The organism is Gemmatimonas sp., assembly GCF_041689975.1.
GTDB lineage: Bacteria > Gemmatimonadota > Gemmatimonadetes > Gemmatimonadales > Gemmatimonadaceae > Gemmatimonas.
Window position 1 is genome coordinate 1 of sequence record NZ_JBDNFF010000281.1, and the last position, 13,242, is coordinate 13,242.

Annotated in this window: 9 protein-coding genes; 4 read left to right on the forward strand and 5 right to left on the reverse strand. The window is 63.1% G+C overall.

Going from position 1 to position 13,242, the window contains the following annotated elements:
- A partial coding sequence (locus ACESNG_RS17265) for a hypothetical protein (RefSeq protein ID WP_373063141.1) occupies positions 1-201 on the reverse strand: 201 nt, incomplete at its 3' end.
- 306 nt (positions 202-507) lie between these two features.
- Between ACESNG_RS17265 and ACESNG_RS17270 the strand changes: the two genes are divergently transcribed.
- Entirely contained in the window at positions 508-966 is a 459-nt protein-coding gene (locus tag ACESNG_RS17270; protein ID WP_373063143.1) for a hypothetical protein, read from the forward strand.
- 69 nt (positions 967-1,035) lie between these two features.
- On the opposite strand, the gene ACESNG_RS17275 is transcribed toward ACESNG_RS17270, so the two are convergent.
- Together ACESNG_RS17275 and ACESNG_RS17280 are read right to left on the reverse strand one after the other, a co-directional pair.
- A complete protein-coding gene (locus ACESNG_RS17275; RefSeq protein ID WP_373063145.1) occupies positions 1,036-2,388 on the reverse strand; it encodes a hypothetical protein in 1,353 nt (450 codons plus the stop codon).
- Between the two features lie 3 nt (positions 2,389-2,391).
- Positions 2,392-5,490 carry a SusC/RagA family TonB-linked outer membrane protein gene (locus tag ACESNG_RS17280; protein ID WP_373063147.1) on the reverse strand — a complete coding sequence of 1,033 codons (3,099 nt, stop codon included), beginning with the start codon at positions 5,488-5,490 and terminating at the stop codon, positions 2,392-2,394.
- Positions 5,491-5,857: 367 nt separating this feature from the next.
- Here ACESNG_RS17280 and ACESNG_RS17285 point away from each other — a divergent pair, with 367 nt between their 5' ends.
- Genes ACESNG_RS17285 through ACESNG_RS17295 form a run of 3 tightly spaced genes read left to right on the forward strand, consistent with a single transcriptional unit; the run spans position 5,858 to position 7,940 of the window.
- The gene (locus ACESNG_RS17285) at positions 5,858-6,652 is read left to right on the forward strand and encodes a carbohydrate binding family 9 domain-containing protein (protein WP_373069973.1); all 795 of its coding nucleotides are present in this window, start codon (positions 5,858-5,860) and stop codon (positions 6,650-6,652) included.
- A gap of 28 nt (positions 6,653-6,680) precedes the next feature.
- On the forward strand, positions 6,681-7,208 hold the full coding sequence (locus ACESNG_RS17290; protein WP_373069979.1) for a DUF5916 domain-containing protein: 528 nt from the start codon (positions 6,681-6,683) through the stop codon (positions 7,206-7,208).
- Between the two features lie 33 nt (positions 7,209-7,241).
- On the forward strand, positions 7,242-7,940 hold the full coding sequence (locus ACESNG_RS17295; protein WP_373069975.1) for a hypothetical protein: 699 nt from the start codon (positions 7,242-7,244) through the stop codon (positions 7,938-7,940).
- Here ACESNG_RS17295 and ACESNG_RS17300 read toward each other — a convergent pair.
- Positions 7,880-10,243, reverse strand: a complete 2,364-nt coding sequence (locus ACESNG_RS17300) for a PAS domain S-box protein (protein WP_373069977.1) — start codon at positions 10,241-10,243, stop codon at positions 7,880-7,882. The genes ACESNG_RS17295 and ACESNG_RS17300 overlap by 61 nt on opposite strands.
- Before the next feature lie 349 nt (positions 10,244-10,592).
- A complete protein-coding gene (locus ACESNG_RS17305) occupies positions 10,593-12,971 on the reverse strand; it encodes a carboxypeptidase regulatory-like domain-containing protein (protein WP_373060280.1) in 2,379 nt (792 codons plus the stop codon).
- Between the last annotated feature and the right edge of the window lie 271 nt (positions 12,972-13,242).

Below are 13,242 nucleotides of genomic sequence, written 5' to 3' on the forward strand. Positions count from 1 at the left end.
AAACACGCGAATCGCCTGCGACTGCAGCGTCAACGAATCGGGGGCGCTCGGGCGCCCCATCATCCCCGGCGGCGGGCCACCGGGAGCGCCAGCGGGCGGACGACCACTTTGTGCGAGGGCGGAGGGTGCCAGCGCGAGCGAGAGGCTCAGCGACAAGAACACCGGAAGAAGCGTACTATGACGAAAATGCGACGAAGGCATGGATGCACTTACAGGGTGAGTCAAACAACGAAATGGGGTAACAACCACATACGCAGCAGGCTCGCCTTTTGTTCTAATCTACTTTCCGCTTATGGGAATGCGACGTGCTAATCCCGAAGGCCGTGGGCTTGGGGCTGTGAGGCTCGTGGTCATGGGTCTTGGGTCTTGGGTAATGGGTCGAAAACACGCGCACGAAAACCCACAACCCAATACCCAATACCCAATACCCCAAGCCAACAGCCCACGGCCCCGAGTCGCCTCACCGCCGCGTTCCAAACCGTATGCCCCCATGCTACACTACCGCCCATGTCGCCCCCTTCCCGCCTGCCCACTCTCGCCCGCAGCACCCCGCTGCGCCCCGCCACCTATGCCGGCCTCGCCGCTGCCTTCGTGTCGATCGCCGCCGCCTTCGTCATCCGCGCCTCGCCGTCTCTTGAAACTCCAACAGCCGCCGCGCACCTCCTGCTCACCTGCGCGTTTTACATCATGGGTGGTGCGCTGGCCGCGCGACTCGGTGGCGACGGATGGCGCGCCGGTCTGTTTGCCGGACTGCTCGACGCGTTGATCGGCCATGCGATCGCGTTCCTGATTGCCGCACCGCCCGATGCTTCTCGCATATCGTTGCCAAGCGGCGTCGAGCCTACCCCGCAGCTCCTTGGCAGCATGCAGCTGTGGGGTGCCCTGCTGGGCGCGGCGATGGCGATCGCGATCGCCATCGCGTGCGGGGCGGCCGGTGGCTGGTATGCCAAACGCACGCGGCGCTGACCGCTGAAGCCGAATGGGGTGACAACGAGACTCGTTGCCACCCCATCGTGTCAGGTCGTGCACGTCGCCCTACGGACGCAGGTCCGTGCAGCCCTTGAAGTTCGGGTTGTTGCGTTCGTCGAACGACACCGGGATCACCGCCATCGTGCCGTAGATGCCGCCGCCTTTGTGAAATACGCCGGTCGGATACACCGACTCGACTGGGCGGTTGTACTGGCGCACAAGGCGACGCAGGTCGCCCAGGCGGTGGCCGGTTCCGAACATCCAGAAGGCCCGCTCGCGCATCACGAGATCAACGCGAGCGTTTTCATTGCCCGGATCGGCGAGGGGTGCGAGTCCGGCCACGCCACCAACCGGCTGGGTCCGCAGCAAGTTCAGCGTGGCCAGCATCTGCGCTGGGTTCGCTGCGCGCAGCGCCGCTTCCGCCTCGATGAGCCGTGCCTCGATGCCCGAGATCAAGGTCACCGGTCCGAACTGCGCGAAGTTCGTGGTCTCGAAAAACGGCGTCTCGGTATCGAACGCAAGACGACGTGTGCCCGTCCCCGCAACGGTGCGCACGCGCGGATCGGCGGCCGTACGGAACGGTAATCCGTTCCCCCCTTCGCGATCGCTCAACACATAGCGACGCGTGTTGCTGTTCAGATTCCAGTTCGTGTTCGTCGTGCTATTCACGGAATGGAACGTCTGATACAGGAAGCCGGTCGGAACGGCGGCCACCGCTGCCGCAGCCGCCGCGAACTGTCCGCGGTTCAGCAGCGCTCGTCCCTTGACCAACGCGGCCAGGAACACCACTCGCGTGCTGTCGGCCACCGGCCCGCTCGTCTCGCGCAGCGCCGAGTCGGCGAACGCAATGGCGCGAATGTTCGAGTTATCGGCCGGTTCGGGAAGGCCATCGACCACCTGCCCGTCGCTGATCGTGCTGTACGGAATGCCGTTGCAGAAATGTTCGCCGATCAGCACGGCCGAGTAGCCGGCGAGGGCGAACATCAACCCGACGTTCGCGCGCGGCACGGGCTGAAACTGCCGCGTGACCGCGATCGCCGTCTGTGCCTCGACGTACACCCGCATCGGAGCCCGCAACGCGCCCGCGAGGAACGTATTTTCCGGGATCAGATTGCGTTGATCGGTCGTGTTGCGCTGTTCGAAGGTGTCGCCGGAACGCCATTCGTCGGCGAGCAGCCCGCCCAGCAACAGCACGTTCTCGCCGCCCGACGTCGCCTGCGCGAGGCGCAGGACCACGCCGTTGCGCAGAGTCAGGGCCGCCGACGGGCTCGTGAGATCGGCGGGGTTGATCACATCAGGATCGACCACCTTGATCGTCTCATCCCAGCTGCATCCGCCGACCGCGCCGAGAACGGCACCGACGCTCAGAGTGCGAAACAGTCCGGCCCGCGCTCGGCGGGATAAGGCACGCAATGTCATGGCTCAGTATCCCAGGTTGAAGCGGAGCGTGAAGTAGGATGGCGGGGGCGCCGTCTGGAAATCAGAGACGGTACCGCGCGCTCCGCCGAAGTAGTTGCTCTCGGGATCGATGCCGGAGTAGTTGCTCCACAACTTCAGGTTGCGCGCCGAAAGCACGATGTCGAGCGACTTGGCGCGCACCAACTTGCCCGCCAGCGTGCTGCCCATGCGATACACCACGGACAGTTCGCGGAAGCGGACGAAGTCCGCGTCCTCCATGAAGCCCGCCTGCGTGCGGCTGGGGTGTTCGCGCACCGCGACGGCCGCCGCCTGCTCGCGCAGCGGGGCCTTCGGATCGACCGCACCGCGGCAGTTGTTGCGGCTCTCGCAGCGAATGCGGTCCGTACCGTTGTTCAGTGTGTGACCGCCCTTGTAGTCGAACATCGCGTTGATGCGCAGCCGACCATTCAGCAGGTCGATGCCGTTCGTGAACGCGAACTCATTGATCGGAATAGACGGGCCGATGAACTCGACCGAGTCACCAACCGTGATCTCGGTGCTGGTCAGGATGCCGTCGCTGTTGGCGTCCGAGAATCCCGTGATGCGTCGCTGCCAGTAGCCGTCCAACGGATAGCCTTCCACCTGACGCGTCGTCGCGCCGATCTGCGGCGGGGTGCCGCCGAGATCGATGAGCTTGTTCACGTTGCGCGACCCGTTGAACATGACATCCCAGCCAAAATTGGCACGATCGACCAGCCGCGCCTTGACGAGCGCCTCCCATCCGCGGTTCTGCACTTCCCCGATGTTTTCGAAACGCGTGACTGCGGCGCCCACCGACGGGGCCACGATGCGGGAGATCAGCGCGTCGAAGCTGGACTTTTCGTAGATGCCACCGTCGATGGTCAGGCGATTGTTGAACAGCGCGACCTCGAGACCGACTTCCCGTTCGCGCGTGACTTCCGGCTTGAGCTGCGTGTTACCCAACGCGCTGAAAACGAGGGCAGGGGCATCGGCGGTCTCGGTGGTGGCCGTACCGGCCGCGAAGAAGCGCAGGGCATCCGTTGTGCCGGGCTGTGTTCCTGCGGTGCCGAACGCCGTGCGGAACTTGAGCGTGTTCAGCCACGACGCCTTGGGGATGAACTTCTCGTCGGACAGGATCCACGAGAGCTGCGCGCCGGGGTAGAGCTGACTCTGGAAGTTCGTGCCGAACGCACTCGACTGATCGCTCCGGAGAGAACCGGTCAGGAACATCTTGTCGCGCCACGCCAGCTCCTGCTGCACGTACACGCCGAGCGTCTTGTTCTCGTCCTGCACTTCAGACACCTGTTGTAGTGCGCCAGCGCCGGCCTGAATGGCCCCCGGCGGCAGGTTCTCGCCGTCGGCACCGTTGCGCGCAAACTTCCGACGCGTGTACTGCGTGCCAAGTGTGGTCGTCGAATTCAGACTCTCGAAGGGACTGAAGGTGGCGATGGCGTTGGCCTGCGCCGTGTATTGGAAATTTTCCGTCCGGTTGTTGATCTTGTAGCCGGTGCGCGAACGCAGACTGAAGTCCGTGCACTGATCACGACGGCACAACTCGGAATCATTGCGCGAGGTATAGTCCATGCCGCCGGTGCCGTTCATGCGCAGCCACGACGTGGGCCGGTAGTTCGCCTGTTGTGACCCGATGAAGCGATTGACCGCCTGGGTGTTGGTGTTCGAGAAGAACTGGTCTGGCGTGAACGCGCGATAGCCGAAGCGTCCGCCTTCGAGCTTGCCGAAGCCGCCAAAGGCGTTGGAGAGCAGACCGACGGTATTGTTGTCGGTCTGCGGCAACCGCTGATCACTGGTCACGAAGCCGACGGACGTGGCGACGTCGGTCTTGGAGTTGAGCTGCGCCGTGACATTGGCGCGCAGCGACGTCTTGCGCAGCGCATTCGGTCGGCTCTGCTCGCCCAACGCCGGCGCGGACCGCGCGGCCTGAATGCGGTCGAGTGCGAAACCAGGCATCTGCAGGTACCCGACTTCATCTTCCCATTCACCGGAGATGAGGTATTGCACGACATCGCTGCCTCCGGACACGTTCATACCATACTGCTGCCGACGGCCCGTCCCGTTCGGTGTCGTTTCGGGATCTGCGAACAGATCGAACGCCGCCACGCTGTCCTGCGCGCACAGTCCGCGTCCTACCTGCGAGGCGAAACACTGCGCCACGTTGCCTAAGCTCGACGACGGCGTGGAACCGGGAATGTTTCTCGACCACCCCCGATACGCCGACGGGTACTGATTGCGATCACGGATGGCGCCCTGCTCCGCCCACGCGTTCCACTTGGCGGCGCCCGCCTTGCCGCGCTTGGTCTTGATCACGATCACGCCGTTGGCCGCATCCGTGCCATACAGCGTCGAGGCCGTCGGGCCCTTGAGGATTTCGATGCTTTCGATCTCCTCGGGATTGAAGTCCGAGAGGCGGCTCGGGTTCGTTCCGCCAATCCCGATCGACGACGAGTTGTTGTCGCTGAACACGCGAACGCCGTCGACGAACACGATCGGGTCGTTGTTCAACGAGAGCGACGTCGTGCCGCGGATACGAATGCGCTGACCACCGCCGGTGATGGCGCTACCGAGCACCTGGACACCAGGCGCCTGCGCGGTCAGCATATCCGTCATGTTGGCGATCGGCGCCTCGGCCACGCGCTTTGCCGCGTCGATCTGCGTGGTCGCAACACCAACGGTACGCTTGTCCTGCTCGCCCGTAGCGGTGGTCGTGATGGCCTGCAACTGTATCGGTGCGACAGCCAGCGCAAAGTCCTGCACCATGTCCGCGCCCGCCGTGACCGTCACGGTCCGTTGCAGCGGTGCGAAGCCGATGAAACTGACACGGACCGTCTGGGCGCCCGTCGGAACCGACGTGAACGCGTAGCGACCGTCGGCGTTGGTCCCGGTGACCAGTGTCGTGCCGACAAGTTGGACGCGGACGCCTTGCAACGCCTGACCCCCCGGTAGCGCGGTGACACGCCCACGCACACGAGCACCGCTCACTTGCGCGGATGCGTCATGCGTGGGGATGCCGGAGCCGATGACCAGTGCGCAGAGCGCGACCAGTACTGCGCGACCGGCGCCAGCAAACATCCTAAATCGTCGCATCAATGACGTTCTCCGAGGATAGAGATGGTGGGGAGTGGTGCTCGCACGCGATCTGGGATCGGGACGTACGAGTTCCAGTACAGGTACAATTACCGAAGCGTCACATTCGTCACTGGTCACGTCACAATGTGTCGATGAACGTAAAGTGCGCTGTCGAACACCATAGTAGGGCTCACGGCGTATGCGCAAAAGCCGTGTCGTGCTGCGGGGACGAATGGAAGGCCATGGGTGGCCAGTGGATGGTGTCGATGATTTGCACGCAATGTCCCACCTCGAATGCGGCGAGCGTGTTCGGATAGTCGCCACACGATGCACGACGTTCCCTTTCATGGAAACAGCCGCTGCGAGTTGGCGCGATTGGGTGCCCATGCGGCCATCCCGCACCGTCGCCTTCGCCACGACCCTCGTCGCGGTCGCGGCGCTCGCGCTCGCGCTCGCGCTCGCGCTCAGCGCATCCCGCGCCGCCGCACAATCCGACGTGCGCGCCTTCCGTACGCCCGATCGCATCACGCTCGACGGACGCTTCAACGAGCCCGATTGGGCGCGCGCCGACTCGATCACCGACTTCCGCCAGCGCGACCCTGACGAGGGCGCCCTCGCGAGCGAGCGCACCGTTGTACGACTGCTCGCCACGCCCGACGGACTGGCTGTCGGGTGGTGGTGCAGCGATCGCGAGCCCGATCGGATCGTGCGTTCACAGTTGCGTCGCGACGCCTCACTGAACGCCGACGACAACGTCGCGTTCGTAGTCGATGGGCTGCATGACAGGCGCAGCGGCTTCTACTTCCGCGCCAATGCTAACGGCGCCAATGCTAACGGCGCCAGGTCGGACGCCGAGCATCTCACGTTCGAGAGCGGCAACGAAGACTGGGATGGTGTCTGGGACGTCCGGGCGCAGGTCACTGGCACCGGCTATCAGGTCGGGATGCTCATTCCGTGGGGCACCCTGCGGTACGCGCAGAGCGACAGCGTGTTCGGCATGAACTTCCGGCGATTCATTCCGCGCAAGAACGAGCAAGTGCTGAACCGCGGCTGGAAGCGCACCGAGGGCTTTCGTTTCCTCGAGCGCGAGGCGCTGGTGAGCGGCTTCACGCAGCTACCGGCCCGCCCGAAGGTGGAGCTCCGACCGTACGCTCACGGCGGACCTGACGGTCAATCCTGACTTCGCGCAGGCCGAAGTCGACCGGCAGATCGTGAACCTCACGCGTTTTCCGCTCTTCTTTCCCGAACAACGTCCGTTCTTCACCGAAGGCGCGGGCATCTTCGATTTCGAGTGTGTGCGCCAAACGCAAATGTTTTACTCGCGGCGCCTCGGACTCGGTGGCAACGGCACGCCCGTCACGATCCCCTTTGGCGTGCGCGTGCAGGGTCGCACCGTCGGGAACCAGGTCGGATTGTTGGCGATGCCCACCGGCGACACCGAGCAGGCGTCGAACGCCGTGCTGCGTGTGAAACACGACTTCCTTGGCCGCGGGTTTCTGGGCGCGATGGCCACGCTCAGCGATCGTCCGGCGCGACACCAGAGTTTGGCCGGCGGGTTCGACTTCAACCTGCCGTACGTCGTGCAGGGCGGACAGAACCTGGTCGTGCTCGCCAATGCCTCGTGGCGCCAGGACTCCGTCGGCGCACCGGTGGGCGGGCACTACCGCGTGATCGTGGACTATCCCAACGACAACGCGGACATCGTCGTGCGGTTCGACCGCGTCGACGCTGGCTAGAATCCCGCACTCGGCTTTGTGCAGCAGCGTGGGGTGCATCGCTTGGGAGGCGGCACGTCGTTCACGCCACGCCCGAAGCGGCGCAGCCTCATCCGCCGGTTCGAATTCGACCTGCTCTCGTACGATGTGGTGTGGGACCTCGACTGGCGCCTCAACAACGCGTCGCTCGAAGTGAAGCCGCTGGGCGTGCAGCTCCAGAGCGGTGACCAGATCGAACTCAACGTGCAACGGCAATTCGATGCACCAAACGAGGACTCCACGCTCTTTCCAGGCGCCACCGTGTGCGCACGTGGCTCTTGGTGGAATCGCGTGGAAGCGCAATACAGCGGTGCCGAACGGCGCACGGTGCGCCTCAACCTGACCGGCAGTACCGGGCAGTTCTACGACGGTCGCTCGTCTGAGGTGAGTGCTGGTTTACGAGCGCGCCGAACACCACACATTCTGGCTACGCTCGATCTCGTGCGGTCGGTGGTGTCACTCGCGCAATCGTCGTTCACGGCCAACACCGTGCGGCTGCGCAGCGACTATGCTTGCTCGCCGCGATTGAACAGTACGCAACTGGCCCACGGGACTCGACCGCCCGATCCCGTGGTCGCGCCCGTCTCGTGGTGGGGTCGTGGCGAAGTACGTGTACTTCTTCCGGAGCTGAGAGTCGGCCGGCCAGACGGCGTTCAGGCTTCTCCCGACGGGATCGAGCGGAGCGTGTCGAGGAGTCTGGTGAGTTCGTCATAGTCGGCGGGTTTCACGAGGTGGCCGTCAAACCCGGCCTCGAGGGACCTACGCCGGTCGTCATCCTGTCCCCATCCGGTGAGGGCAACGATCACGATGGTCTTGCCCGACGGCTGTTCGCGGATCTGGCGGCAGGCTTCGAATCCGTTCAACTTCGGCAGGCCGATGTCGAGCAGTATCACGTCGGGTCGCAATCGCGCCGCCGCTTCTACGGCCTCTTGCCCGTCGTACGCAATGTGCGTTTCGTTGCCGGTGATCTCCATGAGTTTGGCGAGCGACATGGCGGCATCGCGGTTGTCGTCGACGATCAGAATACGACGGGGCGGCAGCGAGGTCGGCGGGCTGACCGCAACAATGGGGGGCGACGGCACTTCCTCGAGAATCCGGAGGCGCACAATGAATTGAGTTCCATGCCCAAGACCAGCGCTCTCGACTTCCACGGTTCCGTCGTGCATCTCCACCAGTGTTTTCACGAGCGTGAGTCCGATACCCAACCCGCTCACCGAACGCTCCAGCGAGGTATCCAACTGCGTAAACATCTCGAAAATGCGAGGGCACTGTTCCGAGGCAATGCCGATTCCGTTATCCCGCACGCGGATCACGACGACCTCGTCTTCTCGCTCGACGTCGAGCCAAATCCGCCCTCCCTTGTCCGTGAACTTACAGGCGTTGTTGAGCAGGTTCCCCAACACTTGAGCCCACCGTGTCGGGTCGGCAGAGACGTAGATCGGTTCCGACGGCATCGCCACCGTCAGGGTAATGTCCAGGCTCGTACACACTGGCCGTATCACTTCGACGGCTTGATAGACGGCAGACGCCAGGTCGATTCGCATGCGTCGCAGCTCGATCTTACCTCGGCTGATGCGACTCACGTCGAGGAGATCATCGACCAGACGCACCATTTGACTCACTTGTCGCTCCATCATCGCGGAGGCTGCTTGCACCGCCTCGTCCTCCGGGCGCTGACTCCCGCGCGGCGCCGTAAGCCGCATGATTTGCAATGCGTTACGGATCGGGGCGAGGGGATTACGAAGCTCGTGGGCCAGCATGGCCAGAAATTCGTTCTTGCGACGGTCGGCTTCCTGAAGCGACTGCTCATAGCGCTTGCGTTCAGTGACATCGCGAGCAGCGGCAAAAACGCCCCGTAACTTCCGGTCGCGGTCGTGGAACGTCGACGCATTGTATGACACCACCGTTTCCTCACCGCTGCGGGCCCGTGCGGTGAGCTCGTAATCGGTGACTTTGCCTTCGCCGAGTACCAGTCTGATCGCCGCTTCGGCTCGCTCGGGGTCGGTGAAATAATCCTTGAATGGTGCACCGATGAGCTCATCCCGCGTCGACCCGGTGAGTGCCTCCATCTGTTTATTCACATCGGTGATGATCCCGCGAGGGTCGGTCGTCATGATAGCATCGATGTTCGATTCGATCAGTGATCGCGTGTAGAATTGCTGATCCCGGACCGCTTGATCGAGCAGCATACGCTCAGCTTCCACCTGTTTCCGGGCGGTGTTGTCGGTCCCGATGAGCAGATAGCCGATGATCTCGCTCAGGGCGTCACGCAATGCCGTGACCGAGACGATGGCAGGAAAGCGGCTGCCATCTTTTCGGATGTAGGTCAGCTCGTAGATGTCTTCGATCCCACGCGAGGCCTTGAACACCAGGGCTTCGAAGCCCGGCGTAATCGGCGTTCCCAATTCTACGCTCAATGTTTTCGCGCGGGCGATCACTTCCTGCGGGTCCGAGATATCGGCCGGCGTGATCTGGTTCAACACTTCGGCAGCGGTATAGCCAAGCATCCGCTCGGCGCCGACGTTGAAGATCTGGATGATACCGTTCGCGTCGGTGGCGATACTCGAGAAATTGGCGCTGTTGAAGATGGCGGTTTGGAGCGCTCCCGCCTTGAGCAGTGCTTCCTCCGCCAGCTTTCGCGGCGTCACGTCTTCCATGGCCAGGACCAGCAATTCGCCGTGTTGGCCCGCCTGGAGCTTGCGGGCATTCAGCAGCATCACCCGGCGACCAATCACCGGAAACGTGTGCTCGAGTTCGAAGTCCTCAAAGACTGTGTCGCGCGGAACAATGTTCTCGAGCAAGAGGCGCAGGTCCGGGCTGTCCCACTGACCGTTGCCCAATTCGTAGATCAGCTGGTTTTCGGTTTCTTCCGACGAGACGTGGAATGTCTGATAGAACGCGCGATTGGCGGATCGCACTCGCAGGGCCTCATCCAGAATCAGCAGGGGCTCACGAACCGTATCGACGATATTCTGGGCGTAAGTCTCCGAGTCGTCCCTCAGCGCTGCCTCTGACATCAATCTCCTCTAATCCGGCGCATCGAAAGTCTTGCAGGACTTCAACACACCGCACGAAAACGATGCGGTCAAGCGTCCTGGCTGTTCGGTGCGGCAGCCTCCACAGCTGTTATCCTACAGCATGTGGTGCCTCCGCGCGCTGTTTCTACGAAGATCATTCGATAAGCCGGACGGGATGAGAAGTTGGTTGCATGGGCTGTGCCGCGACGCCCAGAAAGCGATGATCAGCTCGCCTGCGAGCAAGAATGGCCGTTGAAGTCGGTCCGGTTCGACGCGTTATTCGTTCGAATGCCGGCGTTGCACTCGATCCGCTGGCGCCACAACCTGACGCCTGGCGATTGCCACCGCGTCAGAACTCGAAGTTCAGCCCGATCGACGGAAAGAGCCCGATACTTTGATTGCTGTCGACGGCGCGGGTTCGCGGGTTCCACACCGGTGCCTGCTGGTTCTGCCGATTCGTGAAGTTCTGCAGATCGAGGAAGGCAATGAACTGCGTGCGACGCATGACGAAGCGCCGATCGATTCGCAGGTCGGCCGCCAGGAATGTCCCGACACGCTCGGTGTTGTAGCGTGTGAAGTCCAAAGTACCGGCGACTGATCCCGTGTTCACGAACGGCGTGAACGGCAGTCCGGTGGCGCCGCGTAAGCGCGTCGCCACTTCCCACTTCGCGTTGGGACGCCATCCCAACACGCCGTTCGCCGTGACTGGTGAATCGAACGCGCCGCGCGTGGCGGTGCCGTTGATGCCGGTAAAGCGCGTGCGATTGAGGCTCGTGCTCAGCTGCCCATAGAACGGCGACGCACCGAACTTCTTCTGCGCGAACAGCTCGACGCCGTACGCGTCGCCGGTTGCGGTCGATTCCAGCGGCTCGAGCCCGAACGGGATGTCGGTGGTTGCGTCGTCGAAGCCGCTCGGACTCAGCACGGCCTGCGGGCGGAACCGGCGCGCGGGATAGTCGGCGTAGCGCTTCCCGTATACTTCGAGTTGCACCTTGACGTCACTGTTCACAAGTCGCGTAACGCCAGCCACTGCCTGGTCCGCACGAAACGGCTTCAGGCGCTCTGCATTCTGCGCATCACCCACGAGCCAGATGTAACTCGGCGCTTGATAGTAGCGTCCGCCGGCCAGCGTGAACGTGGTGACCTCATCGACACGTAGCGACGCACTCGCCCGCGGCGAGAATCGCACGGCGTTGTCGAGAAATCCGTACCAATCGTTGCGCGCCCCCACCGACAACCGCAGTCGCGGCTGCGCCTGCCACGTAGCCTGCACATACGTGCCGTTGCGGAGCGCGGTGAAACTGGTATCCACGCGAAGCGGCTGCGGAATGCCGCCGGCATCACGACGCGTGAAACCGGCCAGCGTGACGTCGTAGCGCAGATCACTCGCGTACTTGAAGATCGTGCCGGTCTCGATCTCTACACCGCGTCCCGCAAGCCACGTGATATCGGTACGCAGAATGTTCTCACCTTCGGTCGAACGGCTCTCGAGCACGGGCACGAGCAGCGAGTCACGCTGCGAGGTGGCGTAGCGCGTCCACGTACGACCCAGTGTGGTGGTCGCCACACCTCGGCTCAGCAGGCGTTTCCAGGTGATCCCGCTGAAGTACTGGTCTTGCCCAGGATTCACGATCTGCGAGTTGGTCACGCGTCCCGAGTCGGTCGAGTTGTCGAACAAGATCGATCCGCGCGCCACGATCGTGAGAAAGCTGAACGCGTCGCGCTTCGTTGGCCGCCAGACCACCTTCGCGGTCGCATCTTCGTACGATGGGATGAAACTGAATCCGAGCGCCTTGAATAGCAGATCGAGGTAACTCTTGCGCACGTTGGCAAAGAACGATGCGTTCTTGCCGATCGGACCTTCGATCACAGCACCGTACTGGGTGGCGGCGACATTCAGTTCGCCGGCGAGACGCTCGCGATTGCCTTCACGCAGTGTGAGCGTGGTGGCCGACGACGTACGGTCACCCAAGCGCGCGCCGAAGCCGCCGGCCGAGAGTGACGCCGACTCGATGAAGCGGATGTTGATGAGCGACACCGGTCCGCCGGTGGAGCCCTGTGTGCCGAAGTGATTGATATTCGGCACTTCGATGTTGTCCACGATGAACAGGTTCTCGAACGGCGCGCCACCACGCACGATCAAGTCATTACGGCCGCCGCTGGTCACGCCGACACCGGGGGCAATCGAGACGGCGCGCAACACGTCTTCCTGTGCGCCCGGCTGACGTCGTACCTCTTCGGCGTCATACGTTTGCGTGGACACGGGGGTCGATGCGGCCATCTGCGCCGGAAACGCTTCCGGACGCACCGTGACCGCATCGAGTTGCACGTCGATGGGGCGCAGCACGACCGCCACTTCCGCAGGCTTGGCTGGTGATACGGCAATGTTGCCCTTGGTCACCGGGGCAAACCCCAGTCGGCGCACTTCAATCGTCACGATGCCAAGACGCACGCCGCGCAGGGTGAAGCGTCCGCTGGAATCGGACTGCGTGGCCGCCTCCTGCCCCAACACGCGCACCGTGGCATTGGCCACCGGTGTTTCCTTGAGCGCCTCGGTGATGCGGCCGGTGATCGTGCCGGTTGTACCAGCGGCTTGTACGCGCTTTTGTGCATGCGCGGCGGTGGCCGAGAGCATCGTGGCAAAGCAGGCGACCATCACACCGAACATGCGCTGAAAGGGCGTGCGTGTGTCGTACACGCCATGACGGACCATGGACTTTGGGGGCACGGGTAACGACTCGGCCAACGCGAGAATACCTCACTGATGAGATTATACTGAACTGTACACCATCGTCCCGACCGCCGCGAACAGAGCTTCCCATGCGGAGCGTCGAGGAACGTAGTCGCAACAACGCGGGCAAAGGTACGAATGCTCCCGCGCGCATCAGATGTCCGGGTCCACACGTTGCTGTGTCAGGTCACCTCCGAATGAGCGAGCCATCAAGGCACGTGACGCCCATGCAGATACACCATACTGTCAAGTACGGCATCTTTGGAGC

Coding starts and splice junctions, on each gene's coding strand:
- ACESNG_RS17300 (WP_373069977.1), bottom strand. CDS start 10,243: ATGTCAGAGGCAGCGCTGAGGGACGACTCGGAGACTTACGCCCAGAAT.
- ACESNG_RS17275 (WP_373063145.1), bottom strand. CDS start 2,388: ATGACATTGCGTGCCTTATCCCGCCGAGCGCGGGCCGGACTGTTTCGC.
- ACESNG_RS17270 (WP_373063143.1), top strand. CDS start 508: ATGTCGCCCCCTTCCCGCCTGCCCACTCTCGCCCGCAGCACCCCGCTG.
- ACESNG_RS17285 (WP_373069973.1), top strand. CDS start 5,858: ATGCGGCCATCCCGCACCGTCGCCTTCGCCACGACCCTCGTCGCGGTC.
- ACESNG_RS17280 (WP_373063147.1), bottom strand. CDS start 5,490: ATGCGACGATTTAGGATGTTTGCTGGCGCCGGTCGCGCAGTACTGGTC.